Origin of the sequence: Streptomyces sp. NPDC048521 (assembly GCF_043199855.1) — a bacterium.
Classification (GTDB): Bacteria; Actinomycetota; Actinomycetes; order Streptomycetales; family Streptomycetaceae; genus Streptomyces.
In genome coordinates, this window is record NZ_JBICWR010000001.1 from 522082 (window position 1) to 547674 (window position 25593).

General features: G+C 69.5%; 36 protein-coding genes. 10 read left to right on the forward strand and 26 right to left on the reverse strand.

The window, feature by feature from the left end; all coding sequences use genetic code 11:
• The first annotated feature begins 22 nt into the window (after nt 1-22).
• The 3 genes from ACGFRF_RS02460 (at nt 23) to ACGFRF_RS02470 (ending at nt 1861) form a co-directional block, all read left to right on the forward strand.
• Nucleotides 23-415, forward strand: coding sequence for a VOC family protein (locus ACGFRF_RS02460; RefSeq protein ID WP_393736381.1), 393 nt, complete (start codon nt 23-25; stop codon nt 413-415).
• A gap of 319 nt (nt 416-734) precedes the next feature.
• The gene (locus ACGFRF_RS02465; protein ID WP_393736383.1) at nt 735-1499 is read left to right on the forward strand and encodes a VOC family protein; all 765 of its coding nucleotides are present in this window, start codon (nt 735-737) and stop codon (nt 1497-1499) included.
• A gap of 71 nt (nt 1500-1570) precedes the next feature.
• The gene (locus tag ACGFRF_RS02470) at nt 1571-1861 is read left to right on the forward strand and encodes a hypothetical protein (protein ID WP_393736385.1); all 291 of its coding nucleotides are present in this window, start codon (nt 1571-1573) and stop codon (nt 1859-1861) included.
• On the opposite strand, the gene ACGFRF_RS02475 is transcribed toward ACGFRF_RS02470, so the two are convergent.
• Together ACGFRF_RS02475 and ACGFRF_RS02480 are read right to left on the reverse strand one after the other, a co-directional pair.
• The gene (locus ACGFRF_RS02475; protein WP_393736387.1) at nt 1858-2478 is read right to left on the reverse strand and encodes a MarR family winged helix-turn-helix transcriptional regulator; all 621 of its coding nucleotides are present in this window, start codon (nt 2476-2478) and stop codon (nt 1858-1860) included. The two genes, ACGFRF_RS02470 and ACGFRF_RS02475, sit on opposite strands and share 4 nt — an antisense overlap.
• Nucleotides 2475-4139 (reverse strand): FUSC family protein, encoded by a 1665-nt coding sequence (locus ACGFRF_RS02480; protein ID WP_393736389.1) that lies wholly within the window; start codon nt 4137-4139, stop codon nt 2475-2477. The genes ACGFRF_RS02475 and ACGFRF_RS02480 overlap by 4 nt, the downstream gene beginning before the upstream one ends.
• A 165-nt stretch (nt 4140-4304) precedes the next feature.
• Between ACGFRF_RS02480 and ACGFRF_RS02485 the strand changes: the two genes are divergently transcribed.
• Both ACGFRF_RS02485 and ACGFRF_RS02490 read left to right on the forward strand, forming a co-directional pair.
• Entirely contained in the window at nt 4305-4850 is a 546-nt protein-coding gene (locus ACGFRF_RS02485) for a DUF5134 domain-containing protein (RefSeq protein ID WP_393736390.1), read from the forward strand.
• A gap of 526 nt (nt 4851-5376) precedes the next feature.
• Complete coding sequence (locus ACGFRF_RS02490; protein WP_393736392.1) at nt 5377-6000, forward strand: GntR family transcriptional regulator; 624 nt, start codon at nt 5377-5379, stop codon at nt 5998-6000.
• 198 nt (nt 6001-6198) lie between these two features.
• Here the strand turns inward: ACGFRF_RS02490 and ACGFRF_RS02495 are convergent, their stop codons facing one another.
• Nucleotides 6199-6420, reverse strand: a complete 222-nt coding sequence (locus ACGFRF_RS02495) for a hypothetical protein (RefSeq protein ID WP_393736394.1) — start codon at nt 6418-6420, stop codon at nt 6199-6201.
• A 159-nt stretch (nt 6421-6579) separates the two neighbouring features.
• On the opposite strand from ACGFRF_RS02495, the gene ACGFRF_RS02500 reads away from it, so the two are divergent.
• Genes ACGFRF_RS02500 through ACGFRF_RS02510 form a run of 3 tightly spaced genes read left to right on the forward strand, consistent with a single transcriptional unit; the run spans nt 6580 to nt 7287 of the window.
• On the forward strand, nt 6580-6837 hold the full coding sequence (locus tag ACGFRF_RS02500) for a GntR family transcriptional regulator (RefSeq protein ID WP_393736396.1): 258 nt from the start codon (nt 6580-6582) through the stop codon (nt 6835-6837).
• Nucleotides 6838-6871: 34 nt separating this feature from the next.
• The gene (locus ACGFRF_RS02505) at nt 6872-7063 is read left to right on the forward strand and encodes a hypothetical protein (RefSeq protein WP_393736398.1); all 192 of its coding nucleotides are present in this window, start codon (nt 6872-6874) and stop codon (nt 7061-7063) included.
• Nucleotides 7064-7074: 11 nt separating this feature from the next.
• Nucleotides 7075-7287: a hypothetical protein gene (locus ACGFRF_RS02510; protein ID WP_393736400.1), complete on the forward strand. Its 213-nt coding sequence runs from the start codon at nt 7075-7077 to the stop codon at nt 7285-7287.
• Between the two features lie 73 nt (nt 7288-7360).
• Here the strand turns inward: ACGFRF_RS02510 and ACGFRF_RS02515 are convergent, their stop codons facing one another.
• Together ACGFRF_RS02515 and ACGFRF_RS02520 are read right to left on the reverse strand one after the other, a co-directional pair.
• Nucleotides 7361-7489 carry a hypothetical protein gene (locus ACGFRF_RS02515; RefSeq protein WP_393736402.1) on the reverse strand — a complete coding sequence of 43 codons (129 nt, stop codon included), beginning with the start codon at nt 7487-7489 and terminating at the stop codon, nt 7361-7363.
• A gap of 20 nt (nt 7490-7509) precedes the next feature.
• Nucleotides 7510-7719: a hypothetical protein gene (locus ACGFRF_RS02520; RefSeq protein WP_393736403.1), complete on the reverse strand. Its 210-nt coding sequence runs from the start codon at nt 7717-7719 to the stop codon at nt 7510-7512.
• 24 nt (nt 7720-7743) lie between these two features.
• On the opposite strand from ACGFRF_RS02520, the gene ACGFRF_RS02525 reads away from it, so the two are divergent.
• The gene (locus tag ACGFRF_RS02525) at nt 7744-8082 is read left to right on the forward strand and encodes a DUF6233 domain-containing protein (protein ID WP_393736405.1); all 339 of its coding nucleotides are present in this window, start codon (nt 7744-7746) and stop codon (nt 8080-8082) included.
• 331 nt (nt 8083-8413) lie between these two features.
• Here the strand turns inward: ACGFRF_RS02525 and ACGFRF_RS02530 are convergent, their stop codons facing one another.
• The 19 genes from ACGFRF_RS02530 to ACGFRF_RS02620 form a co-directional block, all read right to left on the reverse strand.
• Nucleotides 8414-9442 carry a tyrosine-type recombinase/integrase gene (locus ACGFRF_RS02530; protein ID WP_393736407.1) on the reverse strand — a complete coding sequence of 343 codons (1029 nt, stop codon included), beginning with the start codon at nt 9440-9442 and terminating at the stop codon, nt 8414-8416.
• The gene (locus ACGFRF_RS02535) at nt 9439-9663 is read right to left on the reverse strand and encodes a hypothetical protein (protein ID WP_393736408.1); all 225 of its coding nucleotides are present in this window, start codon (nt 9661-9663) and stop codon (nt 9439-9441) included. The genes ACGFRF_RS02530 and ACGFRF_RS02535 overlap by 4 nt, the downstream gene beginning before the upstream one ends.
• A gap of 323 nt (nt 9664-9986) precedes the next feature.
• Nucleotides 9987-10730, reverse strand: a complete 744-nt coding sequence (locus ACGFRF_RS02540) for a hypothetical protein (RefSeq protein ID WP_393736410.1) — start codon at nt 10728-10730, stop codon at nt 9987-9989.
• Between the two features lie 58 nt (nt 10731-10788).
• Nucleotides 10789-10938 (reverse strand): hypothetical protein, encoded by a 150-nt coding sequence (locus tag ACGFRF_RS02545; protein ID WP_393736412.1) that lies wholly within the window; start codon nt 10936-10938, stop codon nt 10789-10791.
• A gap of 2 nt (nt 10939-10940) precedes the next feature.
• The gene (locus tag ACGFRF_RS02550) at nt 10941-11156 is read right to left on the reverse strand and encodes a hypothetical protein (RefSeq protein WP_393736414.1); all 216 of its coding nucleotides are present in this window, start codon (nt 11154-11156) and stop codon (nt 10941-10943) included.
• Between the two features lie 143 nt (nt 11157-11299).
• On the reverse strand, nt 11300-11689 hold the full coding sequence (locus tag ACGFRF_RS02555) for a hypothetical protein (protein ID WP_393736416.1): 390 nt from the start codon (nt 11687-11689) through the stop codon (nt 11300-11302).
• A 50-nt stretch (nt 11690-11739) separates the two neighbouring features.
• Entirely contained in the window at nt 11740-12096 is a 357-nt protein-coding gene (locus tag ACGFRF_RS02560) for a hypothetical protein (RefSeq protein ID WP_393736418.1), read from the reverse strand.
• Nucleotides 12093-12293: a hypothetical protein gene (locus ACGFRF_RS02565; RefSeq protein ID WP_393736420.1), complete on the reverse strand. Its 201-nt coding sequence runs from the start codon at nt 12291-12293 to the stop codon at nt 12093-12095. Before ACGFRF_RS02565 ends, ACGFRF_RS02560 begins: the two co-directional genes overlap by 4 nt.
• Before the next feature lies 1 nt (nt 12294).
• A complete protein-coding gene (locus ACGFRF_RS02570) occupies nt 12295-13230 on the reverse strand; it encodes a hypothetical protein (RefSeq protein WP_393736422.1) in 936 nt (311 codons plus the stop codon).
• 23 nt (nt 13231-13253) lie between these two features.
• Nucleotides 13254-13874: a hypothetical protein gene (locus ACGFRF_RS02575; protein ID WP_393736423.1), complete on the reverse strand. Its 621-nt coding sequence runs from the start codon at nt 13872-13874 to the stop codon at nt 13254-13256.
• A 12-nt stretch (nt 13875-13886) separates the two neighbouring features.
• Entirely contained in the window at nt 13887-14636 is a 750-nt protein-coding gene (locus tag ACGFRF_RS02580) for a hypothetical protein (protein ID WP_393736425.1), read from the reverse strand.
• On the reverse strand, nt 14636-15733 hold the full coding sequence (locus ACGFRF_RS02585; protein WP_393736427.1) for a DUF5047 domain-containing protein: 1098 nt from the start codon (nt 15731-15733) through the stop codon (nt 14636-14638). The genes ACGFRF_RS02580 and ACGFRF_RS02585 overlap by 1 nt, the downstream gene beginning before the upstream one ends.
• Before the next feature lie 13 nt (nt 15734-15746).
• Complete coding sequence (locus ACGFRF_RS02590) at nt 15747-17993, reverse strand: hypothetical protein (RefSeq protein WP_393736429.1); 2247 nt, start codon at nt 17991-17993, stop codon at nt 15747-15749.
• Between the two features lie 3 nt (nt 17994-17996).
• A complete protein-coding gene (locus ACGFRF_RS02595) occupies nt 17997-22136 on the reverse strand; it encodes a transglycosylase SLT domain-containing protein (RefSeq protein WP_393736431.1) in 4140 nt (1379 codons plus the stop codon).
• Nucleotides 22137-22155: 19 nt separating this feature from the next.
• Nucleotides 22156-22557 carry a hypothetical protein gene (locus tag ACGFRF_RS02600; protein WP_393736433.1) on the reverse strand — a complete coding sequence of 134 codons (402 nt, stop codon included), beginning with the start codon at nt 22555-22557 and terminating at the stop codon, nt 22156-22158.
• Between the two features lie 8 nt (nt 22558-22565).
• Nucleotides 22566-22982, reverse strand: coding sequence for a hypothetical protein (locus ACGFRF_RS02605; RefSeq protein ID WP_393736435.1), 417 nt, complete (start codon nt 22980-22982; stop codon nt 22566-22568).
• 87 nt (nt 22983-23069) lie between these two features.
• Entirely contained in the window at nt 23070-23675 is a 606-nt protein-coding gene (locus tag ACGFRF_RS02610; protein WP_393736436.1) for a phage tail protein, read from the reverse strand.
• Between the two features lie 57 nt (nt 23676-23732).
• Nucleotides 23733-24131 carry a hypothetical protein gene (locus ACGFRF_RS02615; protein ID WP_393736438.1) on the reverse strand — a complete coding sequence of 133 codons (399 nt, stop codon included), beginning with the start codon at nt 24129-24131 and terminating at the stop codon, nt 23733-23735.
• Nucleotides 24124-24453, reverse strand: coding sequence for an HK97 gp10 family phage protein (locus ACGFRF_RS02620; RefSeq protein WP_393736440.1), 330 nt, complete (start codon nt 24451-24453; stop codon nt 24124-24126). The genes ACGFRF_RS02615 and ACGFRF_RS02620 overlap by 8 nt, the downstream gene beginning before the upstream one ends.
• Before the next feature lie 34 nt (nt 24454-24487).
• Here ACGFRF_RS02620 and ACGFRF_RS02625 point away from each other — a divergent pair, with 34 nt between their 5' ends.
• Nucleotides 24488-24808, forward strand: a complete 321-nt coding sequence (locus ACGFRF_RS02625; RefSeq protein ID WP_393736441.1) for a DUF4429 domain-containing protein — start codon at nt 24488-24490, stop codon at nt 24806-24808.
• On the opposite strand, the gene ACGFRF_RS02630 is transcribed toward ACGFRF_RS02625, so the two are convergent.
• The gene (locus ACGFRF_RS02630) at nt 24805-25167 is read right to left on the reverse strand and encodes a hypothetical protein (RefSeq protein ID WP_393736442.1); all 363 of its coding nucleotides are present in this window, start codon (nt 25165-25167) and stop codon (nt 24805-24807) included. The genes ACGFRF_RS02625 and ACGFRF_RS02630 overlap by 4 nt on opposite strands.
• Entirely contained in the window at nt 25168-25584 is a 417-nt protein-coding gene (locus tag ACGFRF_RS02635) for a hypothetical protein (protein ID WP_393736444.1), read from the reverse strand.
• Between the last annotated feature and the right edge of the window lie 9 nt (nt 25585-25593).

Here is a 25593-nt window from a genome sequence, read left to right on the forward strand (position 1 = left end):
GCTGCCACTAGGCTCCGCACGCATGGTGCACGTACTCAGCGGCCGGACACTTCTGCGGCCCACCGACCCCGAACGTTCCCGCCTCTTCTACGGCGAGCATCTGGGACTCGCCGTCTACCGCGAGTTCGGTACGGGCCCCGAGCGCGGGACGGTCTACTTCCTCGGCGGCGGATTCCTGGAGGTGTCCGGGCGGTCCGAGACCCCGCCCTCGCCCGCCGTCGCCCTCTGGATGCAGGTCGAGGACGTGACGGCCGCGCACGAGGAGCTGCGGGCCAAGGGCGTCGAGATCGTCCGGCCGCCGGTGAAGGAGCCGTGGGGCCTGGTCGAGATGTGGATCACCGACCCGGACGGCACCCGCATCGCCCTGGTGGAGGTCCCGCCGGACCATCCGTTGCGTTACCGGCCGGGGCTCTAGGGTCGCCGACCGGGGGGCTGGGGCCGCCGACCGGTGGTGTGCGGGCCGGGCTGGCCGACGCCGGGCGGGCCGAACTGTGCCGGGCGGTGCCGGGCCGGGCTGGCCGGTGCCGGGCCGGGAGGGAACGCCGTGCTATGCGGTACGGCGGCGCGGGTACGCCGGTCCCGGGCGGGTGGGCCGGAGGGTTTCGGATGGCCGGGCCCGGGAGCGGAGGCTAGCGTGCGGACAGGGGCTCTCCCGCGCGGGAGAAGGCCGCTTTCCACACGGCAGGCCGCTCCGGTTCTCCGCGGCGGACCGCCCCGGCCGGAAGGAAACCGCCATGAAGTTCGACAAGCCGGTGACCGGCGGTCCCTGCTGGACCGAGCTGGGGACCGGCGACCTGGAGGGGGCCAAGCGGTTCTACACCGAGTTGTTCGGGTGGCGGCCGGAGACCGACCCGCGGCAGGAGGCGGGCGGGTACACGGTGGCGCACCTGGGGGACGCCGCGGTGGCCGCGCTCAGCCCGCTGTACCAGGAGTCCCAGCCGGTAGCGTGGAACGTCTCCTTCGCGGTGGCCGAGGCGGACGCGGCGGCACGGCGTGTGGCGGAGGCCGGCGGGGCGGTGATCCTCGGGCCGATGGACGTCTTCGACGCGGGCCGGTTCGCGGTGGCCGTCGATCCCACGGGGGCGGTGTTCCAGCTGTGGCAGGCGCGGTCCTTCCCGGGCGCCGGGCTGTTCAACGCGCCCGGCACGCTGGGCTGGGTCGAGCTGGCGACCCGGGACACCGACCGGGCCCTGGCCTTCTACACCTCGGTGTTCGGCTGGAGCGTCAACGCCGCGCGGTGGTACACGCAGTGGGGCGTCGACGGGGAGGACTTCGGCGGCATGGCCGACATGGGCGACCGGTTCCCGCCGGAGGTGCCACCGCACTGGCTGCCGTACTTCGCGGTGGACGACGTGGACGCGACGGCCGAGGTGGCGGCGCGGGCGGGCGGTGCCGTGGTCGTGGCTCCCGTGTCGGTGCCGGACGGCCCTCGCATCGCGGTGCTGCGGGATCCGCAGGGCGCTGCGTTCGGAGTGCACCGGGCGGGCGACGAGGGCTGAGGCCTCTGCCGACCGGCTGCCCGGGAGCGCGCCCAAGCCTGGCGTCGAGCGCTGCCTGTTCGGGGTTGGACGTGCTTCGCGGGGTTCACGGCTGCGCTGCACCCTGCTGGGGCCGACCCCCGAGCGTCGTCCGCATCGTCTCGGCGACCAGGCCGGAGCAGCCGGCGGCCGCGAGCACCGGCGTACGGCTGGACGCGGACGCGGTGGCACGACTGGACGAGGTGAGCGCGGAGCCGCTGGGCCCACCGCACGCCTTCCTGCGGGAACCGCCCGTCACCCGCGACGTCTACGGCGACCGTCGGCAGGACATCGACGACCGCCGCTCCGCGCAGCGCCGTACGGCGTCCTCAGACGGGCCCTAGGCGCGCAGTGCGCCCATCCGGCCCTCCAGGCGGCTCAGCAACTCGGACAGCAGGGCGGCGAGTTCGCCCTGCCCCTCGGGGGCCAGTACGGACAGTACGGCGGTCTCGTAGGCGAGTTGCTCGGGAAGGATGCCGTCGACCAGGTCGCGGCCGGCGTCGGTGAGGCGGAGATGGGCCACGCGGCGGTCGCGGGTGTCACCACGCCGCTCGATCAGCCCGCGTTCGGTCAGCTGCTTGACCCGCTTGGTGACGGCGGCCCCGGAGGAGAAGGTCTCCCGGGCCAGCTCGCCCGGGGTCAGCTCGTGGCCGGTGCGGCGCAGCGCGCCGAGCAGGTCGAACTCGGAGCGGCTGAGGCCGGCCCGGCGCAGCGGCGCGTCCTCGGCCTGCTGGAGGAGGGCGGCGCAACGGTTGATCCGGCCGATCACCTCCATGGGCCCGGTGTCCAGCTGCGGGTGCACGGCCCGCCACTGCCGGACGACGGCGGCGACCGTGTCGCTCTGTGCGGCGCCGGCCGCGGGAGGCGCGTGCGGCGGTCGTACGCCGGCCGCGACCTCGTGCTCCGGTCCCGTACCGGGCGCGTCGCTCCCCGGTGCCGGTTCGCCGTTCGTCGCCGTCATGGCCGTATGTCCTCCGTCGTCCTGCCGGGGTCGTGGTCCTGCGGCACGAGGCCCTGCCGTCGTACCGTCGCGGCGAGCGTACGGTGCCCGGACTGCTCGGTGAACACGACCCGCTCCTCGGGCAGGGCGCGCTGCCACCACTCGCCGGAGGCGGCGTCTGCCGTGGCGCGCAGGTCGACCAGGGCGGCGGCGAGGGCGCGGCGGGCGGACTCCAGGGCGCGCGGCGCGGGGTGCGGCTCGGCGAGCAGGCGGGCGGCGTTCTCGCGGGCGCGTTCCGCGGCGGTGAGTGCCTGTCCCAGGCGGTCGCCCGCGCGGCGGTTGGTGACGGCGACGGCCGCGACGAAGCCGGCCAGCGCGCCGACCAGGGTGTCCGCGACGCGCTCGGTCATCAGCTGTCCCGGGTCCTGGGTGCGGGCGAACTCGGTGATGAGCAGGGCCATCGGGGTGACACAGACGCTGCCGAGCCAGTAGTTGCGGCCGATCAGTGCCTCGGCGCCGAAGTTGAGGGCGAGGCAGCACAGGACCAGGGCGGCCGGGTGCAGGTGGGCGAGCGGGGCGAGTGCGGCGAAGGCGAGGACCCCGACGAGGTTGCCGACGACGCGCTGGACGCCCCGGCTCCAGGTGAGGGTGACGTTGGCCTGGTAGAGGGAGGCCGCGGTGACCAGCGCCCAGTAGGGGCGGCCGACCCCGAGCGCGAGGGAGGCGTAGCCGGCCAGCGCGCAGCCGATCGCGGTGCGTGCGGCGAGCGGCGCGAAGGGGGCGAGGCGGTGCCGCAGCGGCCGGCGCGGCTGGGCGCGTTCGGCGTCCACGCCGAGGAGTTCGTCGGCGGACTCGCGGGGGGACTCGACGCGCGGGATCCGGCCGGTGCCGCGCAGCTCGCGGGCCCAGGCGCGCAGCCGTGCGGGGTCGGCGTCGGCGGGAGCGGCGAGGGCGACCTCGGCGCGGACGAGGAGCTGTTCGAGGGCGCGCCGGGTGCGGTCGGGGCGGGCGCCGGCGGCGAGCAGCGACTGCCAGGCGGCGTGGATGGCGGCGGCGCTCGCGGCGCGAGCCCGGGCGTGGCCGTGGGCGGTGCCGCGGGTGCTTGCGTACGCGGCGGCGGTGTTCAGGGCGGTCGCGGTGGCGCGGCGCTCGGGGCCGTGCGGGCGGAGCAGTCCGGGTGCCATGCCGACCAGCCAGGCCCAGGCGCCGGCCGCCAGGGCCAGCCCGACGTGTCCGGGCACCTGGCCGGGGGTCTGCGGGGCGAAGAGCGAGGCCGAGCTGATGAAGGTCAGGACCACGTTGCCGGGCGGTCCGACGCGGGTGGCGTCGCACAGGGTCTTCTGGGCGGCCGCCATGAGCGCGCCGACCGTGACGAGGACGACGGCGTCGGAGGTGAGCGATGCCGCGAGCAGGGACAGGGCCAGGCCGCCGACCATGCCGAGCACCACCCAGGCCAGGGTCCGGGCGCGGGCGGCGTAGGGCCGGTTGTGGCCGTAGAGGGCGCACAGCGATCCAGCCATCGTGTACATGGCGAGGTCGAGGCGGCCGAGCGCCAGCAGGGTCAGGTTCGGCGGGGCGACCGAGGCGACCACGCTCAGCGCGGGCTTGAACCAGATGTCGGAGGGCCGCCCCAGGCGGAGCACTCCGGCGAGGGGAAGACGGTGGGGGGTCGCGCTGCTCATACCATCAAATTTAGCATGTGTTTCACCCGTAAACGATATGGCCGAGCCAGCACCCTCACCGTGCGTGCTCCGCCCAGTGCTCCCCGTGTACACCCTTGCGCTCGCGTGCGCTCCGCGTGTTCTGGGCATCGCACCCTCGACCGACCGTCGAGCGGGGAGGTGCGCATGCACGGACCGGTGTCGGCAGCCTGGCTGCTGGTCGCCCTGTGCGTGGCGACCGGGGCCTACTGCCTGCTGCGCATGCGCAGCGGCGTCGAGGAGCAGCGCCGGGCAGCGGGCGGCGAGGCGCTGATGGGCTTCGGAATGGCCGTGATGGCCGTACCGGCGGCGGTGTTCACACCGCCGGGGTGGGCGTGGCCGGTGTACGCGGCCGTGTTCGGCGCGGCGGCGCTGCGCACCCTGTGGGCCGCGCGCAGCAGCCCGCACCATCTGCACCACCTGGTGGGCACGGCGGCCATGGTCTACATGGCGGCCTCGATGGCCGCGTCCCCGCCCGCCGCGCACCATGCCCACGGCGGCTCCGGGGTGCCGCTGCTGACCGGGGCGCTCCTCGTGTACTTCACGGGCTACGTGCTGCTCTCGGGCGCCCGGCTCGTACCCGCCGCCGGCACCGGCGTGGCGACCGCCCGCTGGGGCGACCGCCCGGAACTGGCGCGGGCCTGCCGGCTGTCGATGGGGATCGCAATGGTGGCGATGCTGCTGACGATGTGAGCCCCCGCGCTCTCTACCTGCGGACCAGCAGCGTTTACCTGGCAGAGCACAAAATGGCCGTAGCGGAAGTTTGATGTTCATCGCCAAAGTTAGCGGCTTCGCGCGTTGATCATCTCCCATTCGTCTCCCATTTCCCACACGAACTGAGCTAGTCGCCGTCCAGGCTGCGTAAATGAAAGGACCGGACCCGGGATCGCCTTGCGCACCTTGGGGGTAGCTGGGATCGACTCCGGGTCCGGCCCGTGAACAACGAATGCCCCGCACCACAGAGCGGCGGTCACGGGTTCACTCGCTTGAGTGGGTCCACGGCGCACGCTGCCGAACACCCACTCCGATCCGCCTAGACGGCAACCGAGGGGTACGCGGTTTCTCTGGCGGATCCTCCGGCGCCAGCGGGAACCTGAATCCCGCGGTGCCGAATCCTTTCTTCAGTTGTCGACACCGGCTTCGCTCGCCGCTGGATATATCCAGCTGACAAGCCACTCCGTAGCGTCAGACCTCTCGCCAAGATCGACTAGGGGTCTGGGTGCCGGAAGCCCGCTACCGGCGGATCGCCGCTGACATCCGCCGCCGCATCGCCGCCGGAATGTGGCGGCCGGGTGAGCCCCTGCCTTCGCGCACCGAGCTAGCTGCCGAACTCGGCGTGCACCCCCAAACGGTTCGCCTCGCCTACGTCTTGCTACGCCGCACCGGCGTTCTCGAAGGGGAGGAGCGTAAAGCAGTGTATGTGGCGCATCCTCCTGCTATGCGCACTCTCACTGATCCGGATGCGCCGTGGCCGCACGCAAGTGAGACCACCGACACCCGTCCGCGTCCCGCCACAGCGGAGCTTGCGGAGCGCCTTGGGGTCCACCCGGGCGTGATGCTGCGGCACGAGACTGTGGAGTGCCTCGACCCGGGAGGCCGCTCGGCGATGCTGGTTGTGTCGTGGTGGCGCGGCCAGCGCCGGCCTCACGCGTCGTACACGGCGGAGGTGGGCACAGTGGAGCTGACTGAAGAGCATGCGCATGCCCTGGGCTTGCTGGTGGACGCTCTGGCATTTCGGATCATGCGCACTCGATTGGATCACGACGGCCGTCCTTTGGAGACTGCTGACCTCATCCTGCCCATGGATCGCTGGCTGATCCGGATCGCACCGCAGCAGCCATGAGCGTGTCAGCGGCATAGTCCGCTTCCGCACTGACTATGAGTCAACATGAACTTGATCCGTAAAGGAAGCCTGGAGTCCGGATATATCTGCGTGAAATTTGCGCGCCCCGTGTGAACATGTCACCGTCCGCATAGGCTCTGGCCTGGGCTTTCCCGACAGGCAACGGTTAACGCCCGTTCATTGCCTGTCAGGCACAGGTCACGACACCTCGTCGGCCAGGCGCCGGTAGGCGGCGTCGCACTCGTCGCGGTGCACCCGCCACAGGCCGAGCGCCTCCTCACACCGGCCACCATCAACGCTTCGGCAGACGAGGCAACCGGCGGTGTGGGTCCGGTAGGCGGCCCACGCCTGCTGCAGCGGGCTCAGCTCGGCTCGGACGGATTGGTCCGCAGCGGCGGGTTCGGGTCTACGCTCATCCATGCCGGCGCTCCACTCCAGTCGGCCATGCCCCCGGGTCGTGCTCTCGACCGCGGGGGTCCTTACTGTCCTGATCAGACGGTACCGCTACACACTGCTCTATACCGCTGTATGGAGCTACCTGAACGGCTGGGCTGCGGTGGGCCGCCCTAGCTTCGAGTCATGGGTGATCAAGAGCCGGTGGTGGATCCGTCGCGGCCTGTGTACGTGTGGCGGCAGGTCGCCGACTGGATCGCCGGCCGCATCGACAGCGGTGAGCTGCAGCCCGGCGCGCGGCTGGAAGGCGAGCGGGAGCTGGCCGAGCAGGTCGGTGTCGCCGTGGGTACCGTGCGGCGGGCGGTCGAGGATCTACGGGAGCGTGGGCTCCTCGTAACGCTGCCTGCCAAGGGAACCTACGTCGTCGAGCGCTCGAACTCCTAGGACGCTGTCAGAGCGGGCGCCTAGGATCGTGACCATGTCCACTGCCCCGCCTTCGGGTTACCTGCGGCCTGCCGCCGCGGTGAATGCGGACATCCGCGCGCTGATGCTGCGGGCTGGCGGTCGGCTGCGAGCAGAGGACCGGCCGGTGTATCAGCGACTCGTCGACGAGTGGAACCAGGCGACCGCACGAGAGCGGACGCTCGGGGAGATGGCCACCGCGGCGTAAGATCCGCACTCGTGAGCGACATCGAGTTCCCCGACGACCTGATCCAGCTAGAGAGCGCCGCCTGGGAGGCCCACCAGCGGGGCGTGCTCACCGCTGGCGAGGCCGCCGACGTGCAGGCCGCGATTACCGCGCACGCCGAAGCGACCGGGCTCGACCGGTACACGGTGGAGATGGCACTCAAGAAGCTCGTCCGGCACCCGGCGACTGAAGCGACCGAAGCCTGACAGCAGCCCGCCCCGGCTGCATCACGGCCGGGGCGGTATCAGCGCCAGAGCACGGGCTGATGTTGCTACGAGCTTACGACTCGCCACTGACAACGCCGGGGCGCTGCGTCAGCTGGTGGTCGTCGACGGGTGGCGCCTCGCCGTACACGTCGGGCCAGCCGTCCTGTTCTTGGCCCTCCGCCGCATCCTCTTCTTCGATCATGCGGCCAGGATGGCAGACGGCTACGGCTCCTCGGGCCAGCTCGTCAACACGGTGCCGGTCTCCTCGTCGGTGAGGGCGACTCGGGCGTCAGGCATGCTGCCGTACTCGCCGATCCAGCGCGTGAACTTCCGCCGCGCGGTCGCCTCGCTCCCCCACCAGCCGTGCTGCACCGGCCGGCCGCCGGAGGTGAGCAGCAGGTGGTAGCGGCCGGGGCCCGGGTTGCTTGTCACAGGCGCCATCCTATTATCGAACGCGTGACCGATTCACTGTCCCGCCTCGAGCTCCTTCGCTTCCTGGAACGCGTCCAGGAACAAGACCTCGAGCGCACCCGGCGGTGGATCGCAGAGGAGGAACGCCGCCAGCTCGAGCGACAGCGCGGCGAGCAGGCCCGGCCGCCGCAGCCCGACTGGGTGCTGGAGCTCGGGCTGAACCGGGACGCGCCCGCGGTGTACGTGCATGAGGGCGGCTGCTGGAACGCGGGCAAGCGGTCGAATGGCGTAGACCGGTCGACCGCGCTCCGGGCCCTCGTCGAAGGCGTCGCCGCCTGCCCTCACTGTCGGCCCGACAGCGCGCTCGGCTATCTGGAGGGATAGCAAAGGGCCCCACCGCTCGCAGCGAACGGCAGGGCCCGGGGGTTCCACCTGGGGAGGGGGAACCGGTACACACCATGCACCAGGAACCGGCCAGCGCGAAAGAGATCGGCCACGAGAATCTGCCGCACGCGACAGTGCCCCGCCTCGACGGGGGAACGAGGCGGGGCACTGAGGCCAGTGTGGCACGGCCGCCTTCCATCGGTAGCCGGGACGCGCGTACCGTTTCCGCACCCGGAGATGAGGGAGGCGACGTGAGCGACACCGGCTGGGGCTGAGCCCTCGGACAGCAGAACGCCCCCGCAGCCGGTCGGCTGCGGGGGCGTCTTCGTACTCAGGCGTCGTTCTGCTGCAGCCGCTCCCCCAGCTTGGCGGCGAGGGCGTAGGCGGGGTGGTTGTCGAGCTGGCGTCGGCGCCGGTTGTATCGCTGGGTGGTGCGCGGGTCGGAGTGGGACACCGCGTCCTGGACGTCCTGGAGCGGCACTCCGTTGGCGAGGTTGTCGGTGATGAACTGGTGCCGCAGCGTGTGGGGCTTGATACTCGCGGCTTGCGGGATGCCGGCGCGGCGGGCGAGGACGCGGAGGTGCTTCCACACTTCGGGCTGTGTCCAGCGACGACCGGAGTCGGTAATGAACAGCGGGCCGTCGGTGCGGTCGCTGAGGTAGGCGAGGAGTGCGTCGAGGGCGAGCGGCGGTACGGGGGCGGGTCGTTTCTTGCCGCCCTTCTGGGTGAGGGGCAGGGTGCGGTGTCCTCGGTCGTAGCCGAGTTGGTCGGCGTTGAGGGAGAGGAGTTCGTCGACGCGGGCGCCGGTGAGGTAGAGGAGCATGACGAGGGCGTAGGAGCGGGGCGCCCAGTCGGCGGCCGTCTGGATGAGCCGGGTCGTCTCCTCCTCCGTCATGCCTTCGGTCGGGCTGTAGTCGGGGTCGACGTAGGGCCGGTTGACGGCGGCGAACGGGTCGGTGTCGACGGCTTGGAGCCGGGCGGCGTAGGTGTAGAAGCTCCCGGCGGCGGCGAGGGCCTGCGCCTGCGTGGTCTCGGCGGGCGGCCGTCCGTTGCGGATGGGCGTCTTGGCGAGGTGCTTGGCGTAGGCGTCGGCGAGCGGCAGTTTCGCCTGGAGCGGGTGGATGCCGGTGGAGCGCGCGTACTCCTCCCACGCCTTGAAGGTGCGGACGTAGGCACGTCGGGTGTGGCGGCTCTTCTGGCGGGCGATCCATCCTCCGGCGATGGTGGGGAGCGGGTCGCGGTCGCCGTAGATGGCGGTGAGGTGGTCGGCGAGTTGGCTGGCTTCGTCGGGCCAGTCGTCGCGTGGGTCGTGCCGGTCGGTCGAAAGCTCCGCCGACGGGCGCGGAACGAGGGCGGTCACCGCCGGGCGGCCTGGATCTCGTCGGCGGTGACCGTCTCGAAGTGCCACCACCGGCCGCCCTCCCACTGCTCGATCTTCGCGGCATCAGCAGGGCTGTCTCCTCCGAGGCACGTCCGGACGAACTCGAAGGTCTTCGCCTCACTGGTGAACGAGGAGGTGGCTGTCACCTCTGGTCCGGTCACGGTCACCCGCCACGGCTTGGACGGCTTCCTGGTGGTCATGGCTGACATCCTCTCAGTATTGGATAACTGTCATTATCAACCACAGAGTTGGGTGATCGCCAGCACTTCCAGCACGACAAAGGGCCCCGCTCCACGAAGGAGCGGGGCCCTGGCGTATGGCATGTTATCGAGAGCAGAGCGGCCCAACTCCGGCCCGGACACAGCAGAACGCCCCCTCCCGAAGGAGGGGGCGTTCGTCAGTCTTCGTCGTCGTCCACCGGCCGGGCCGGCGGTTCACGGAACGGCCAGCGCGACAGCCAGAACGGGCGGTCGTCATCGTCGGGCCACGACGGGCCCGGGGCAGGATCCGACATGAGGGCCTCCTATCCGAGTCCGTAGTTGGCGACGAGCTGGCGCAGGCCGGGGGTGTCCTTGCTGGTGAAGTCGCCGCCGCCATCAGCGGTGTCGTAGCCCCCGAGGCCGGGCGCGCACATTACGGGCAGGTAGCCGTAGGTGGTGCGCACGCACTCGTAGTCCTCGACGGTGCCGTCACCGTCGACATCGGTGTTGGGATGGTCGAGGCCGACGAGGTGCCCGATCTCGTGCGTGATCGCGTTCTTGACCTTCGCCGTGTTGGCTGTGCTGTTGGAGCTGAACCACGCGGTGGTCGACCAGTACTCGGAGTCGATCCACGTCCAGCCGCCCCACGCCGCGTGATAGTCCTCGCTGCCGGGCCGGTTGGTGTAGCAGTTCCAGGCCTGCGACATGCCCTCGACGCCGGCGGGCCGGTACTTCACGCCGAGGATCAGGTGATGCTCGGCCGGACAGCTGCCGACGGACGGCGGCGACTCGATGGTCGTGGTGACGGTGAACGTGGTGCCGGTGACCGCGGTCAACTGGTCGGCGACGGCCTGCGCATACGGGGTGAGCCGACTGCGGGAGGTGCTGTCGGCGAAGGTGAACAGGTACGGCTTCGGGCTGAGGCTGTGGATGCCGTCCTCGGTGGCGATGCGCCAGCCTGGTCCGGAGTAGACGAGGCCGGCGGCGTGGGTGCGGCCGGGCGCCAGAGCCAGCAGCAGAGCGGCGAGGAGAACGGGCAGCAGGGTGAGGCGGGCGTGTGCGTACATGGGACTCCGGGAATGACGAAGCCCCCGCCGGCGGGCGGGGGCTGGATGGGGCGGCCGGTCAGATCGGGCTGTCGAGCAGCTCGTAGATCGGTGGCGGTGGCGGCTCGGGGTCGGCGACGGGCTGCTCCGGGATGACGCCCATCTCCTCGAGGGTGACCGCGTCCGCCGCGGTCTCGTCATGCCGCGGCTGCGCCGGGATCAGTTCCACGCTCAGACTCCAGTTCGGTTGTACTCGTCCACCAGCGGGTGCGGCGGCTCCGGCTCGATCCCCGCCCGGTGCATCTGCCGCGCCCACCGGTCCGTCGTTGACGCGAACGCCCGGAGCATCGCCTCCAGCCTGGACATGCGCCCCCGAAGCTGCCCGTTCTCCTCGTCGACCCGCTTCACCGTGGCCTCCAGTACCGCAAGGTTCGCGGACTGCTGCACGGGCGCCGCGTTCGCGCGGGCTGCCGCTTCCGTGGCGGCGGCCGTCGCCCGGGCAGCGTCCCGCGTAGCACGGGATATCCACCAGCTGCCCCCACCGAGAGCACTTCCGGCGGCTCCAACAACTGCCGCCCATTCGCCCACGTTCATGCGGCCTTGCCTCTCTGGGGCCGCGGAGCTGGGGGGACCGAGTACTCGGGCACCGTGGCCGCCCAACATATGACCCCGATGTGTGAGGTCAGGTACCAGAGTGCGACGAATCCGCCGCGGGAGTAACCGTCGGCGAGGACGGCGTAGGTATAGGCGATGGCCCACACCGTGGGGGGAGTGAGTGCGGCGAGGAAGCCGGCCCTGTCTCGGCCGATCTGCAGGAACGCGGACCCGAAGGTGATGAGGCCGCAGATGATCCACAGCCAGGACCAATGCCGGAGGTCACCGAAGCGGGTGAGGAGCTGCAGGCCGTTGTCGTTGGGTGGCGTCAGCAGAAACGACAGGCCGTAGCAGGTTTTGCCGGTGCCGAGGATGAGGAGGAACACGCCGCGACGGCCCAGGGCCTTGTGGAGCCGTCGGGCCGCACGGCACGGCATCAGACCGGCGTCGGGCCGGCCGGGGCCGGCGGGTTGGACGGGGTGACCTGGGCGCGGGTGAGCAGGGTGAGCGCGGCGAGGACGACACCGTTGATGGCGCCGACCGTGCCCTGCGACACCTCGAAGCCGAACGTGCCGACCAAGACCGCACCCGCGGCCACCACGGTGGTGAAGGCCTGCGGTGCGATCGGACGGGTCATCGCAGCCGCGGCGGCTCCGAGGACAGCGGTGACGAAGGCGACGATGCCGCCGGCCATCTCCGCGGTGAGCGGGGTGACGCCGAGGCTGACGATGAGGCCGAGGCCGGCGGACAGCGTGTTCAGGACCGCGACCGGTTCGCGTCCGAAGATTCTCATTTTTCTGCTTCCTGTTCGGCGCGGCTTGCCTTTGCCGCGGAGAGATGAGCCGCGCCGTTCGCATAGAGCGACATGAAGGCGACCCAGGTGACGCTGTCTTTCCAGAGCAGCAGGGTGGGGATGATGAGCAACGCCCAGACGCCGGCCATGCAGTAGTGCAGGGCGGCCACGCGCTGCGGGGTGAAGACGTTGCTCACGTCAGGAGGCGTCCGGCCCGGTGACGTCGACGCTGACCTTGACGACGGCGTCGGCGATGGCCTTCTGAACGGCGGCCACGACGGCGGCAGTGTCGACGTTGCTGCCGACGAGCTGAGCGAGCTTGGCGATGGCCGCGGACTGGGCGGCCTCGGTCGCGGCAATCTTCCCGAGCCGCGACAGGATCTCCGTCTGGACCGAACTGAGCGTCCAGGTCGGATTGCTGGCCGCGGCGCCGGGCACGACGATGAGGCCGTCCTTCTTCAGGACCGCAGTGGCGATCTCGTCGGCGGTGGGCATGTCGTCCTCCTGAGCAGTGCCGTTCTTGGCGAGGGAGAGGATGGCGGCGATAGGGAAAGCGCCGGGGTCGCCGTGGTCGTTCTCAGGTACGTGCTGGTGGCCGCAGTGCCCCTTGAAGTTGGTCCACTGGGTGCCGGTCATGCGGACGCCGTTGGCGCCGTAGGAGCCGGGGTAAGCCTTGAAGGTGAGGCCGCTGGACAGGGGAACGCCGTGGTTGTCGTGGGCCCACTTGGCGAAGGCGGCCAGGTCGCGGATCGCCCAGTCAGGCAGCTCGGGCGTGTACAGGTGGGCGTATCCGGCCTTCGTCCATCGGTCGTGGGTGGCCGGGTCGCAGGTGCCGACGATCTCCACCTGGCAGGCGTTGAGCGTGTTCGTCTCGACGCCTCCGGCCTTGTTGACGAGGGCGCGGGCGGAGACATCGAAGTCGAAGTGCTGGTACCAGACGAGGCGTTTGGCAGCGAAGTCCGGCTTGGCGGTGAGGTTCGGGGCCACCGATCCGCCGGAGTAGTCGGGCAGGCTCGTACCTTCGGTGGTGTGCCAGACGATGACGTTGGACTCCATGGCAGAGCCCGGGTACTTCGAGCCGTACCAGTAGGCGGTCGACGCGCCCGGATAGCGCTGCGGTCCACTCTTGGCCATGCGGGCCCCCTTCTGCGGTGCGGTTAGAGGCTGACGAAGCAGCCGTTGAAGCCGATCCAGGGCGGCTTGACGGTGCCCTCGGGCTGCACGCCGGTGCCGAACACCTTGAGGAAGCCGTTCGTCTGGACATCCAGTTTCAGCGTGATGCGCGCCGAAGAGACGTCCGAGCAGGGGATGACGATCGTGCGGAGCGACGTCGGCCGGGCCGAGGTGGGCAGGGCGCTGGAGTTGAGTACGCCCCCGTTGGGGATGTCCGTGCCGGAGTAGGTGACGCTGACGGCGCCGCGGAACATCAGCGTGTCCTCACCGAACATGTTGACCCGCCGGTACTGGAAGGTGCCGTTGCTGTTGCCGTTGTGAGCGAAGCCCGATACCAGCGAGACCGTCGTCCAGGCCTGGGTGCCGGAGGCGATCGCCACCCAGGCGGTGCCGTCGTAGACGGTGAGCTGCTGCTCGCTGTTCAACCAGGCGGTCATCCCCGCCACGGGAGCGGTGAGCGTCGCGTTACGGGCGGTGGCCGTGGCGAACCGCATCACCGTCTGTCCGGTCATCTTGAGGAGAACCTCTGAGAGAACCTTCAGGTCCGGGACGTCGCCGTAGTCGAGGCCGCTGAACCCCTGGCCGTAGCTGTCTGATAGAGGCACACGGCCCCCTTCCTAAGCGAGGCGGGTGACCCGCATGAACGAACCGGCCGCGAGGCGGGTGGCGCTGGCGTTGGCCACCGCCTGCGCCCACTGCAGGGCAACCGTGCCGGCGCTGGTAGTGAAGACCGTGCCCGACTCCATGGCGAAGACCTGGTTGACGGTTGAGTCGCGGTCGCCGTAGGTGGCGGCCGTGGTGAAGTTGTGGACACCCCACCTGCCCTGGCCGCCCGACGAGGTACTGGAGAGGACGGTGCCCTGGTCGGCGCCGACAGCGGAACGGACGCCGGTCGCGCCAGCGGGCGTCGTCCACGCGGTTTTGAAGCGGCCCGCGGCGCTGCCGGACACCTGGTCGATGGCCGTGTAGTTGAGTTCGAACTTGACTCGGAACACGGCGTTGGCGTCCAGCGGCATGGTCAGGTCGGGGTCATCGGTGAACGTCGTCGTCGACGCCCGGTTCGTATCTGAGGGCTTGTACGCGTAGCGGGTGGTGCCGATGGGCCAGGCTGCGGTGGCCACTCGGCCGGCCGCCCACCAGTTGCCGCTGCCGGACTGGACGAGCAGTACCTGGTCGCCGACGGCGGGCTGCTGGTAGGTGTCCAGGCGGCGGGCCCGGATGCTGCCCACGTCGACGGTGCCGGCCGTGATGCCCACAGCGGTGACGATGCCGGACTGGACTTCGGCGCGCCGCACGTCCGGGTCGGTGCTGCCTGCCTGGCGGGAGGCTTGGGAGATGCTCTGGGCGACGCTGAACCCGTCCGCCATCAGCTGTCCTGCTTTCCGCCGATGGTCTGGATGGTGATGGAGTCCAGGCCGAGGCTGATCGAGAAACTCTGCACCTGCTGGAGTTCGCGGCGACCGTCCTCGTAGGTGACGCGGAGAACGTCGCCCGGTTCGAGGCAGGGATTCGGCAGGCTCGTGAGGGTGACGGTCGCGTTCGGTTTGATCGCGTCCCGCAGCAGCTTGTTGGCGGCGCCCTGCGCGAGTGAGCTGTTGATCAGGGTGGCGGAGCTGTAGAACTTTGGCACGCGCCCGAACGGCCCGTTGACGTAGGTGGGGCTGGTCGGGTCGGTGTCGGAGGCAGTGCCGGTGACGGGCGGGGTGTTGTCCTCGCTGTTCTCTCCGGTGGCGACGACCACGTTGTACATGCCGTCCCGGGAGAAGGATCGGTTCGCGGAGATCAGGACGCCCTGCTCCCCCGCGTCCACGTCCCAAGCGACCGGCGCGGTCAGTAGGTCCGGTAGCTCGGCGATGATGAACTGGCCGTCCGCGTCCGCATACACCTCCGCGCCGATCGCGGTCGCGCACTCCTGCACCGCGTCCCACCGGTCCCCCTGCGTATCCCAGGTGCGGGTGCCGATCGTCGCATCCGACGCCCAGTTGACGACGACCGCGCCGGGGATGCTGTCCTGGATCAGACCGGTGATCGCTGTGACCGCGGCCGTGCCTCCGCGGGTGGTGTACGGGGTGAGGAACTTGTCGTCGGCGATCACGGCTTCGAGGCCGGACCCGTCGATGGTGACCGGGCCGAGCGCAGGGTCGCCGCTGATCCTGTCGATCCGGAACAGACCCAGCGGCACGGCCTCGATGGTGCCGTCGCCGTAGATGATGCCGCGCCGGATGCGCAGCCGCGCCCCGTACACGGCGAGCTGGTCGGTCGGTGTCATCGGCAGCAGGCTGACGTCGGGGACCGTCACGCTGCAGGTGCGGCGCACGGCGTTGCCGCGGTCGACGGTGACACTGCCGTCGGTGTGCGGCAGGTCGATGACGACGCCGTCCGTGCGCAGCAGCTGCACCTGCGTGTACGGGACGTGCGACTCCCGTAGCGCGGGAAGGAACCGGGAGGAGGGGGCCGGGTACATGCGCCTCCTCCTTTCAGCCGTCGGCGCGCTGACTCAGTGCCAGGTCCAGCACGGTCGCGTAGCGGCCGAGCAGACTGAGCACGGTCGCGTTCTCGATGGCGACGTCCCGCACGGTCCACGTCGGCGAGCCGGCCATGCCGCCGGTGGGGCGGTCGACCTCGGTGAGCGGTAGCGTCCACTCCCGCCAGGCTTCAGGCGCATAGGTGGTGACGCGCGGGAAGGCGGTCTCGCCGACGGTCACGTACACGTCCGACTCGCCCATGCCGGGTGCCGACTGCCACAGCAGCACGTTGCCGGTAGCCAGCAGGAACCGCATGGCCTCCCGCTCATCATCGGACTGCGTCCAGACGACCAGCGATCCCTCGCGGCCGGACCGGACACCGGAGAGCACGACCGCGTTCTGCCGGCCACGGGGCCGCATCACGTTCTGCTCGATCGGCTGCTGCCAGTCCGGCGCCTTCTGCACCATCACCCGGCGGTTGAGGATCGGCCTCGCCGGGTCCTTCAGCCAGGCGTAGTTGGCGTCCCCGGGGTCGAGGGTGACCGTGGACGTCAGCCGGTACTCGGTGAGCAGGCCGGTCGTCGCCGAGTAGAACTCAAGCCGGTAGGAGAACGGCACACCCAGCGGCGCCTCGTAGTCGGTGACGATCGCCGTGTCGTCCGTCGATGTCACCTGGCTGAGCAGCCCTGATGCCCCGCGGACCAGGGTCTTCGAGCCGTCACCCAGCACCCGGTACACGGTCATCAGCCGGGTGGTGTCGATCTCCCGGATGATGAGCTGTGCCGACGCCGAGTCGTCGTCCACGGTCAGTGTGGACTGCGGCAGCACTTGGTAGAGGTTGACGCCGTCGATCTGCAGGATGCTGCTTGCCGCTGTCGCGGTCAGTACGTAGTCGATCTGTGCGGACACCGCGTTCGCGGGAGCGGTGGCGTCCGACTGAATGGTGTACCAGAGGCCGTCGCTGGGGACCGCCACGCTCGACGACGTGTAGGTGCTGATCAGGGCATTGGAGCCGTCCAGCCACCGCACGGACGCTACAAGGCTCCAGCCGCCCGCGGGGCGCTTCACTGCCGTCTTCAGTCGCCAGTTCACCCCGGGCGTCACCTTGTAGATACCGGAGCGGATCGTACTCACTGTGGCCGTACTGCTGGTGACGGTGAGGCTGTAAGAGTTATCCGCGCCTTGCGCACCCCACGGCGTGGACCGTGCCAGCGTGGCCACTCCGGAGGGGACCGTCCACGCCCCCACCCCTTGCTCAAAGTTGCTGTCGGCGTAGGTGACGACGTTCGTGCTTGAGGTGCTGCTGGTCGGGGTCGTGGTCCGGACCTTGACGACGGCGCCTTCCGAGCGCATCACCTGTCCGGCCGTTGCCCCTGTGATTCCTACGGCCAGCGATGCCGTCACTGCACCGGCCGGGGCCACGGCTGACGCGACCTGCCGGTACCAGCCTGTCCCTGGTGCCGCCAGTACAGACTGCGTCGCGGAGATTTGCGTGCCGCCGTTGTTGTAGAAGCGAAGCTCGACCCAGCACGCCGAGCCGCTGGTCGGCGGATTGAGGTACGCGTACCCGAAGTACTCGGTGCCCGGGGTGATAGCCGGACGTTCCACGCACAGCGCGCTCGCATTGCCGTTCGCGGTGACGGTCAGCGTCAGCGTTTCACCGCCGGAGTAGTACCAAGTGATGGGCCACGACACGGCGGGGGCCGTCCGCGAAAGCGTGCAGTTCGACTCCGCCGCCCACGAGGTGCCGTTGATCTCCTGCTGCTCGGCGTCGAAGGACAGCAGGTTCCCGGCGAACCGCAGTGGATAGCCGAGATACGCGTTCTCGAAGAGAACGATCTGGTTCGATGCGGTCGCCGTAGCGGAGACCAGCACCTGCGCGCGGGCAGCGTTCGCCGGTGCCTGGCCGCCCACCGAGATGCGATGCCACGACGTCGACGCGGCGGCCGTGGTCAGCGACCACGTGATGCTGATCTCCGCGCCCGCAGAGGTGAGCCAGCGGATCCCGATCCGCTCCGGGATCGTCGAGCTGCTGGCGTCGGCGAAAGCCCAATACGTCTCGCCGACCTTCACCGCGTATGACGAGTAGGTGCGGGCCTGCATCTCCCCCGACGCGGTCGCCTTCATGCTGACGACGCCGTCGCCGTTCCGGCCACCCGATCCCAGGCTGAGCGTGGCATTCAACTTCGCCGTCCAGCCTGAGGTATTCGGGTCGATGGACTCCGTCGTCGCCGACAGGAAATTCCCGGGGATCGCCACAGGTCACCCCCTCGGTCGTGCGCCCAGAGCCGTCATGATCTGCTGGTTGTTCTGGGCGACGACCTGCTGCGCCTCGCCTCGCACCCGGCCGAGGAACTCGCCGCTGTCGAGGTAGAGGTCGCCCTCGAAGTGTGACGGCCCCGAAGTACCGTCACTACCGCGCACAGCCGCACCCTGGATGGCAGACCACTGTTGCGGCGTGAGCACGGCTTCCGGCTGGCCGAGCCCGTTGTACATGAGGTTCATGCCAGGGGGCATCCACCCCCCGCTGTCGTAGCCGCCGGCCCGGTTGTACGCCCGCGGCAGGCTGCGGTACGCCCCGAGGGCGTACTTCATCGAGGCGTACACGTTGGCGAGGGGGTCGACGGAAACGCCGTACAAGAACGGTCCCTTGCGCCGGTACTTTCCGGCGTAGTGCTGGAAGGTGCCGCGGATCACCTGCATGAGGCCGACACTGGGATGTCCAGCCTGCCAGTTGGAATCCCACTTGTTGACGATCGTGGGGTTGCCGCCAGATTCCTGCTGCATCCTGCGTAGCGTGATATTGGTGTACGAGAGCGGCTGACCGACCTGGCGCAGCGCCTGCTGCACTACGCCGCGCCACTGTTCGACGCCCTTGCTCGGGCTGTACTTGACGTTCGGCGTGGACCGCTTGTCGCCCTCCTTTCCCGCGCCGATCAGCTTGGCGACGGCGCCCTTCATCAGGTTCTTCAGGAGTCCGACGAAACCGACGTTGCCGCCGGGGATCGCGTTGATCAGCGGGTTGACGACGTGGTTCACGCCTGCGCGGACGGCTGAGCCGAAGGTGTCCTTTAGCCAGCTCGCACCCTTCTTGATCTTGTCCCAGCCGCTGGATAGCACGTCGCCGATGCCGTCGAAGATGCCGCCGTCCTTGAAAGCCGGCAACCCGAGAGCCCGCTGCACGCCACTGACACCACCAGCGCGGGCTGCGGCATTCATGGTGTGCACGTAGCCGGGCCCGACGGCCCGCGTCCATTCTGGGCGCATGACAGCCTCGCCACCGGACAGAGCCGCCAGGTGTACGTCCCGACCCGGCGTGTAGCCGGGGAGGATGCCGCCGGTTTCGAACTTCAGCGGGTCGAGGTGCTTGCCGCCGAACGCGTCGGTGACGAGGTTCCAGACGCGGCGGATGCCGTCGTTGTACACCACGTCCACCACGTACTGGACCGGGGTCTTCGCGTACCCCTTGACCTTGTCAAACCCCTTCTTCACGCCCTTCGCGGCCTCGGCGAACGAGTCGACGATCCCATCCCGCAGAGTGTCGGCCCACCCGGGGACGGTCTTGGTGAAGAAGTCACGAATCGGGTAAAGCGTGTTCTTCTTGATGGCCGTCCAGGCATCCGAGATGCCGGAAGTGATGGCATCCCAGTGCTTGATGATGTAGACGACCGCCAGACCGATCGGGCCCGACAAGGCGCCCAAGATCCACGGCCAGTTCTTCTTCACCCAGGTGAGCACTGTCTGGAAGGTGTTCGGGATCGTCTTGGTGAAAAAGTCGACAAAGGGGCCAGTGAACCAGTCGATGACGGCCTGCCCGCCAGCTTGGATGTTGGCCCAGATGACCTTCACGGCATCCCGGAAACCTGCGCAGTGCTCCCATAGAGCCAGGACGGCCAGGACCACACCTGCGATAGCCAGGGCGATCCATCCCCACGGGCCAAGGGCCATCACGAGGTTGAAGGCGGTCATCGCCCCGTTGAGAATGAGTTGCCAGAGAGCCCACAGCCTGGTGGCCACGAACAGGCCATAGATGGCCGGGACCAGCCCCGGCACATTAGTGGCCAGCCAGCCGATCGCTTGCGCGGTCCCCCCGATCACCTGCAGCAAGGGGCCGGATACTGGCTGCAGAGCCGTTCCGATCGCGAGGAACGCTCCCGCGATCTTTCCCAGGGTGTCGGCGATCAGCGGTGCATGCTCCGAGGAGTACGACAGGAAACGCTCGAACTCTGGGGAGCCCTTCAAGCCCTTGCCCCAGGCGGCGAACTTGCCGGTGATCGACTGCAGGTGGCCGCTGATCCCATCCATGTGGGGCAGGAACGCGTCGATAATCCCGGCCATGCCGGTGATCACGTTGCCAAACGCCACGCCCAGGCCAGTGATGGCCGGCTTCACGCTGCCCTGCAGATCCTTCTTGAAGCCCTGCCAGAACGGCGTCTTAATCTGCTGCGAGAAGCGGTCCTGCAGCCCCTTGATGGCGTCTGCCGCCTCCGTCACGAAGGGGGTGAGGCCAGGCAGGGCGTTCTTCAGTCCGATCAGGGCCTTCGTGAAGATCGGCATCACGGTCGGCTGGAGAGACTTCGACCAGGCCCCGAACGCACCCTTCAGGTCCGTGAAGGCGTTGAACGTGTCCCGGGCGGAAGGGGTGAGCTTTGCCAGCTCCTCCTGGTACTTGGACTGGGCAATCGCCGCCTGATCCACACCGCCAGCCGCCGACAGAGACGCCGACTCGATCTGTCGCTGCGCCGAGGTCACCGCATCAGCGCTCGACTGCTGCGTCTGCACGACCCGCTCCTGCGCGCGGGCAATGGTCTCGGCACCCTGCCGCTGCGTCTCCGCCACGTTCTTCTGCGCCTCGGCCAGCTTCCCCTGGGCGTCAGCAATCGCCCGGCTGTTACTGACCTGCGTCTTGGTGACGTTGTCCTGCGCCGCCTTCAGCGCAGCAGTCTTGTCGGTCACCTCCTGCTGCGACTGGGCCAGCCGGTCCTGGGCGTCCTTGACGGTCGTCGAGCCATCGACGCCCGCCTTGTTGGCGGCTGCTGTTTCTTCCTTGAGCCGCCGCGTCTCGCTGGTCTGCTCCTTGAGCCTTTGCACCGCCTGGTCGTAGACGAGCAGCGCCTTCTGCTTGTCCAGCTCGGAGGATTTCGCGTTCTTCAGGACCGCGTCACGGGCAGCCGTCGCCTCCGTCAGGGCGATCTCGGCGTCCCGTTGCGACAGCTGCGAATCCGTCAGCCGGTTGTTGAGATCCTCGAGTTGCTGCGCGGCCTCCTTGCGGGCGGCCGTCAAATCCAGCTGCGCCTGCCGAGACGCCTTCTGTGCCTGCGCCAGGTCGCGCTCAGCTGAACCCACCTGCGCGTTCGCCTGCCGCATACGGTCGGCAGCCTGATCGTATGCATCCGCCAGCGATTGACGCGCCGCCTTCACCTGCTGGGCGGCCTGTGCGTTCGCCGCAGCGGCCTGCCGCACCGCATCCGACACGCCTCGCTCGGCGTCGGCGATCTGCCGGGCCGCATTGCGGCGGGCCGTCGCCAGCGCCTGCTGTGCAGACGCCAACTGCAGGGACCGCTGCGCCGCCTGGCTGGCAGCCTGACCGCCCCGCGCCGTCGCGCTCGTGGCCGCGTCCTGCGCGGCCTTCTGCGCCTGCATCACTGTGGCCATCTGCTTGAACGCGGGCAGGGCGACCAAGCCGACCGCCCCGACACCAGCCGCCGCCGCCACGCCCGCCGCAGCAATGGCACCCAGCCCGGCCGCAACCACCGGCAGCACCGGCAGGATCGCCGGCCCGAACGCCAGCGCCGCCGTCGTCAGCAAATTGAAGTTCGCGGCAGCCGAGTGCGTATCGACATCCACATCAACCGACTGGCCGTCGAGCCGGTTCACCTCGGCCTGGAAGGCGGCCAGCTGAGCGGACGCAGCCCCCGCATCCACCCGCACTGCGACATCCGCATCCGATGCGGAAAGCCGCTGCAGTCGTTCCTGCAGTCGGGCGATAGCCGCATTGGCTGTCTCTGTGGAAACGTCAATGCCGATCCGGGCGTCCGCCAGGGCACGCATCTGCGCCCGGATCTGGTAGATCTCCCGTTCGGCATCCGACGAGTCAGCCCGGAGCCGTACCTCGGGCAGGCTCGCCAGCGCGGCCTCAAGGCGGGCCCTGAAGGAACGTGCGAACGTGGACCCAGTCGACTGGCCCTGCCGGGCAGCAGCAGGCTGGGCCTGCCGGCCGCCGTTCTGTATGCCCTGGACGAACGAGCGCGCAACGTGCGATGTCAGATAGCGGCCGATAACTCGGCCGACCTCGTCGCCGACCTCGTTCGCGGCCGGCACGAGCTGCTGCTGCAGCCGCTGGCGGACACCTTGAGCGTTCGGGACGACATCGACCTCGACGGATCCAACACTGATGGCCACGGCGCCTCCCTCCGTGGCGCTATGCCGCGCCCCCATTGATCAGCTGGAACAAGGCTTCCGCCCCCGCCTCGGACAATGTCGGCTTGGGCCGCGGAGGACGTGATCCCGGCCGCTGGATCGGCTGCGGCGGGTCAGGTCGCTGCGACTTCTTGCTGGTGTTCGCGCAGATGAGGACGTACTCCACGCGGGCCACGCGGTCGGCAACCGTCGCCACGAGCTGCTCAAGCTTGGACCAGCTGTCCTTCTCCGGTTCGCCCTTCTCTGCCTGCTTGGCCAGCTCCTCCTCGGGCATGGCGTTCCGCAGGGCGGTCCAGGTGGCCGACTCGGATGGAAGATGCTGGATCAGGATGCGCAACCGCCGCCACGACAGCCGGCCCCTGTGGACGTCCAGCAGGTCGACGCCGTTGTAATAGCGGAGCACGTCCGCTTCTACCGCCTCCGCGTGCTCCTCGACGACGGAGCGGGTCCACGCGATTTCCCCAGGCTCTCACCCGACCGCTGGGCCGCGTCGGCGGTGAACTCCAGGAACTCGACGATCGTCGGATCGAGCTCCTCGTACAGCTGATAGTCGTCCGGATGCAGCACCTTCTCAGCGAATGCGTCGAGCTGGCCTGCATTGAGCAGGCGCTGCCAGGACGTCCGCCAGGCGGACGGAGGGACGATGAGCACCTCTTCACCGCACAGCTCGGCCGCGATGTAGTTGCCATCGGCTTCCATCTCCTGCGCCTCAGCCTCGGTGACGTCCGGCTCGTCCGGCATCTGCTCGGCGGCCGGCCGCGAGGGGCGCGATGCTGCGCGGGCCGCGGTGCGCGGCTTCCTGCTGGTGGTGGTACGCGTGTTGGCCACGGCGCGGGCTCCTTCTTTCGGTGGCGCGGGCAGGGGAATGAGGTGGACGGGCCGGGCCCGCGCCAGGGTGGCGACCCGTCCACCAGCTCAGGACCCGGTGGGAGCGGGCGTTGCCGGGACGATGTCCGAGTGGTAGACCGTATTGCCGGCCGCGTCCGGGTAGGCGGTGACGGTGATCTCGTAGCCGGACATCTCGTCCTGCTTGAAAGTGACGTCACTCCGGTCGCTGACCTCGCCCTGGGGGACGTAGAAGCCACGCGCGTTCGAGCCGTCGATGACGACGAACCACCAGGCGCGGCGGTCGGGCTGCGGGCTCGCGGTCTCCGCGAAGCTGGTGAGGCCGCTGGTTCCGTCGGGGCTGAGGTCGCCGGCCGGGATCCGATACATGATCGACTGGACGGCGACGCGCGTGGTCTCCCACAGCGTCAGCTGGAACGTCCGCACGCTCTTGGTGATCTGCGTGCGGAAGGGGGAGGTCAGACCCCAGGGGGTGAACTCCTGGCTGTCCTCGTCGAAACCGTAGACGAGGCCGTCGTCCGAGATGGCGCCGAGCGGCTCCCACGGAGAGACGGGCTGCGTCAGCGGCGAGTCGGGGGCGGTGGCGCCGGTAGCAGCCACCCAGCCGCCACCGTTGGCGCCCACGATGGTGAGGTCCGCCGCGCGGGTGATGTTGACCATTGGGTCTCCAGACATGCGAAGACCCCGCGATCGGCGGGGTCGGTTACCAGGGTCCGGCGCGGGCCCAGCCGGTCAGGAGACCGGATGACAGTAGATCTCGTAGGTCGCCCCGACACGGCGGAGCGACGTGTTCTCGTAGGGGCGGACGACGGGCCGGGAGATCGTTTCAGTGCGGCCGAAGACGGCATTGGTGGTCTGGGATCCGCGGAGCACGGTCAGTACCAGCGTCCGCACGGTCTTGGCGAGGTCGATGGCCTCTGCGCGGGTCGAGTGGTAGACGTCAATGTCGACAAACGGCCGGTCGAGGCGGAAGCCGTCGTCGTCGCCGCCCACCGCCTGCACCTGGACGGTCGGCAGCTCATTCAGCAGGTTGTTGTCTAGTTCGTCACGCACGACAACATCGCTGCCGAGCCGAGTCTGCAGCCAGCCGATCAGCTCCAACTCGACGTCGACTGATCCGACGTCAGCCATTGCGGCCACCGATCTGGGCCGCTCGCAGAAGCACGTGATGAGCGGGGACCTTCTCGGTGCCGTACTCCACCCAACGGGCGTAGTAGGCGCCGTTACGGACGTAGGCCACGGCACGGTCGCGGTTACGGCCGCCGCGGGCGGTGCTGTCGGTCTCCCACGAGGCCTTATAGCGGCCCGCGTCAGCGCCGTGCATATAGACCGGAGAGATCGCCTCCGCCGCCGACTTGATGACCTCAGCCCGGCGAAGCATCTCCGCACGCATACCAGGCATGCGGAGCATCTGGCCGATCCCTTTGCGCTTCATCTTGAACCGTGCTGCCATAGCCCCTCCACAACTCGAGCCACTGGGGGCGGACATGGAAGTACAGGGTGCGCTCGGCACCATCAGCTTCGACGGAGAGTGGATCACCATCACGAAGAAGGCCCTCGGCTTCAGGCCAGCACCCGTGCGCATCCGAGCCGCCGACGTCATCTCGACACGGCTCAAGCGCGGCAACCCTTTCATCAACGGCTACGTGCAGTTCCTGCTGCCGGGCAGCAGTGGAGCCGGTGAGCACCAAGGCCTCAAGCTCGGCGGCCGACCCTCATACGAGGACCCTCACAGTCTGTCCTTTCGGTACAAGCACAACGCCGCTGTCGAGCAGCTCGTCGCGGCAGTGGAACAGGCCCGCCGCTAGCCGGTAACCCGGTCCGCCGCGAACTGCACCGGCCCGGACGTCCCGGTGAATGGGGAGCGTCCCCAGTCGCCGGGCTCGCCCGTGATGTCGCAGACCACGCCGCGGATCCGGGCCCTGTCCGTGGTGCGCAGGACCGTCCCGGCCGGGGCGTACACAGTCCAGCCGACGATGACCGTGTCCCGGCCCTGTTGCTCCGCGCCACCCACCGCAGGTGTCTCTGCCCGCGGGGTGACGACGCAGCCGTGCACGTCGAAGGACTCGTCCGGGCCGGGAAGCGGGTGGCCGCGATCGTCCCGGCCCGGCGAGGGGCCGGTACGCAGGATGCGCACCGTCTCCCCGAACGGGTACGGGGCCGGCATCTACACCCACCCCCAGCCCGGCTCGTGCTCCAGACCGGGACCGTAGTCGTCATCGATTGGATAGGTCGGCGACGCATCGGCGGCAGCTGGCGTCGGATCCACAGTGAACGCACCACCGCGGCCGGCCAGCGACTTCAGCGCGGTCTTGTCGCCCTTGGTCAGGTAGAGGCCGCCAGAGCCCTGGGGACGCTGCACGGACATCGGGCCGATCGTCTCGTAAGAGACCTGCTGCGGGTTGACGTAGGCCCGGCCCGCCACCGACAGCACCACCGCAGTGGCCCGGTCCGGCAACGGCTTCACCACTGTCTCGCACAGGGCGACCGCCTGCTCCAGCAGCAGATCGGCACGATCCCCGTTGATCTCCGGCAAGTCCAGGTAAAGGCCCAGCTGCTCAGCCGTCGGCGGTACGAACGTCATCGCTGCCTC

What these genes read in the sequence shown, in the direction of transcription:
- ACGFRF_RS02485 (WP_393736390.1), top strand. Translation starts at nt 4,305, where the DNA reads ATGCACGGACCGGTGTCGGCAGCCTGGCTGCTGGTCGCCCTGTGCGTG.
- ACGFRF_RS02535 (WP_393736408.1), bottom strand. Translation starts at nt 9,663, where the DNA reads ATGACCACCAGGAAGCCGTCCAAGCCGTGGCGGGTGACCGTGACCGGA.
- ACGFRF_RS02625 (WP_393736441.1), top strand. Translation starts at nt 24,488, where the DNA reads ATGGAAGTACAGGGTGCGCTCGGCACCATCAGCTTCGACGGAGAGTGG.
- ACGFRF_RS02570 (WP_393736422.1), bottom strand. Translation starts at nt 13,230, where the DNA reads ATGGCCAAGAGTGGACCGCAGCGCTATCCGGGCGCGTCGACCGCCTAC.
- ACGFRF_RS02480 (WP_393736389.1), bottom strand. Translation starts at nt 4,139, where the DNA reads ATGAGCAGCGCGACCCCCCACCGTCTTCCCCTCGCCGGAGTGCTCCGC.
- ACGFRF_RS02560 (WP_393736418.1), bottom strand. Translation starts at nt 12,096, where the DNA reads ATGAGAATCTTCGGACGCGAACCGGTCGCGGTCCTGAACACGCTGTCC.
- ACGFRF_RS02460 (WP_393736381.1), top strand. Translation starts at nt 23, where the DNA reads ATGGTGCACGTACTCAGCGGCCGGACACTTCTGCGGCCCACCGACCCC.
- ACGFRF_RS02505 (WP_393736398.1), top strand. Translation starts at nt 6,872, where the DNA reads ATGTCCACTGCCCCGCCTTCGGGTTACCTGCGGCCTGCCGCCGCGGTG.
- ACGFRF_RS02540 (WP_393736410.1), bottom strand. Translation starts at nt 10,730, where the DNA reads ATGTACGCACACGCCCGCCTCACCCTGCTGCCCGTTCTCCTCGCCGCT.
- ACGFRF_RS02610 (WP_393736436.1), bottom strand. Translation starts at nt 23,675, where the DNA reads ATGTCTGGAGACCCAATGGTCAACATCACCCGCGCGGCGGACCTCACC.
- ACGFRF_RS02585 (WP_393736427.1), bottom strand. Translation starts at nt 15,733, where the DNA reads ATGTACCCGGCCCCCTCCTCCCGGTTCCTTCCCGCGCTACGGGAGTCG.
- ACGFRF_RS02465 (WP_393736383.1), top strand. Translation starts at nt 735, where the DNA reads ATGAAGTTCGACAAGCCGGTGACCGGCGGTCCCTGCTGGACCGAGCTG.
- ACGFRF_RS02580 (WP_393736425.1), bottom strand. Translation starts at nt 14,636, where the DNA reads ATGGCGGACGGGTTCAGCGTCGCCCAGAGCATCTCCCAAGCCTCCCGC.
- ACGFRF_RS02515 (WP_393736402.1), bottom strand. Translation starts at nt 7,489, where the DNA reads ATGATCGAAGAAGAGGATGCGGCGGAGGGCCAAGAACAGGACGGCTGG.
- ACGFRF_RS02620 (WP_393736440.1), bottom strand. Translation starts at nt 24,453, where the DNA reads ATGGCAGCACGGTTCAAGATGAAGCGCAAAGGGATCGGCCAGATGCTC.
- ACGFRF_RS02635 (WP_393736444.1), bottom strand. Translation starts at nt 25,584, where the DNA reads ATGACGTTCGTACCGCCGACGGCTGAGCAGCTGGGCCTTTACCTGGAC.
- ACGFRF_RS02475 (WP_393736387.1), bottom strand. Translation starts at nt 2,478, where the DNA reads ATGACGGCGACGAACGGCGAACCGGCACCGGGGAGCGACGCGCCCGGT.
- ACGFRF_RS02615 (WP_393736438.1), bottom strand. Translation starts at nt 24,131, where the DNA reads ATGGCTGACGTCGGATCAGTCGACGTCGAGTTGGAGCTGATCGGCTGG.
- ACGFRF_RS02500 (WP_393736396.1), top strand. Translation starts at nt 6,580, where the DNA reads ATGGGTGATCAAGAGCCGGTGGTGGATCCGTCGCGGCCTGTGTACGTG.
- ACGFRF_RS02630 (WP_393736442.1), bottom strand. Translation starts at nt 25,167, where the DNA reads ATGCCGGCCCCGTACCCGTTCGGGGAGACGGTGCGCATCCTGCGTACC.
- ACGFRF_RS02495 (WP_393736394.1), bottom strand. Translation starts at nt 6,420, where the DNA reads ATGGATGAGCGTAGACCCGAACCCGCCGCTGCGGACCAATCCGTCCGA.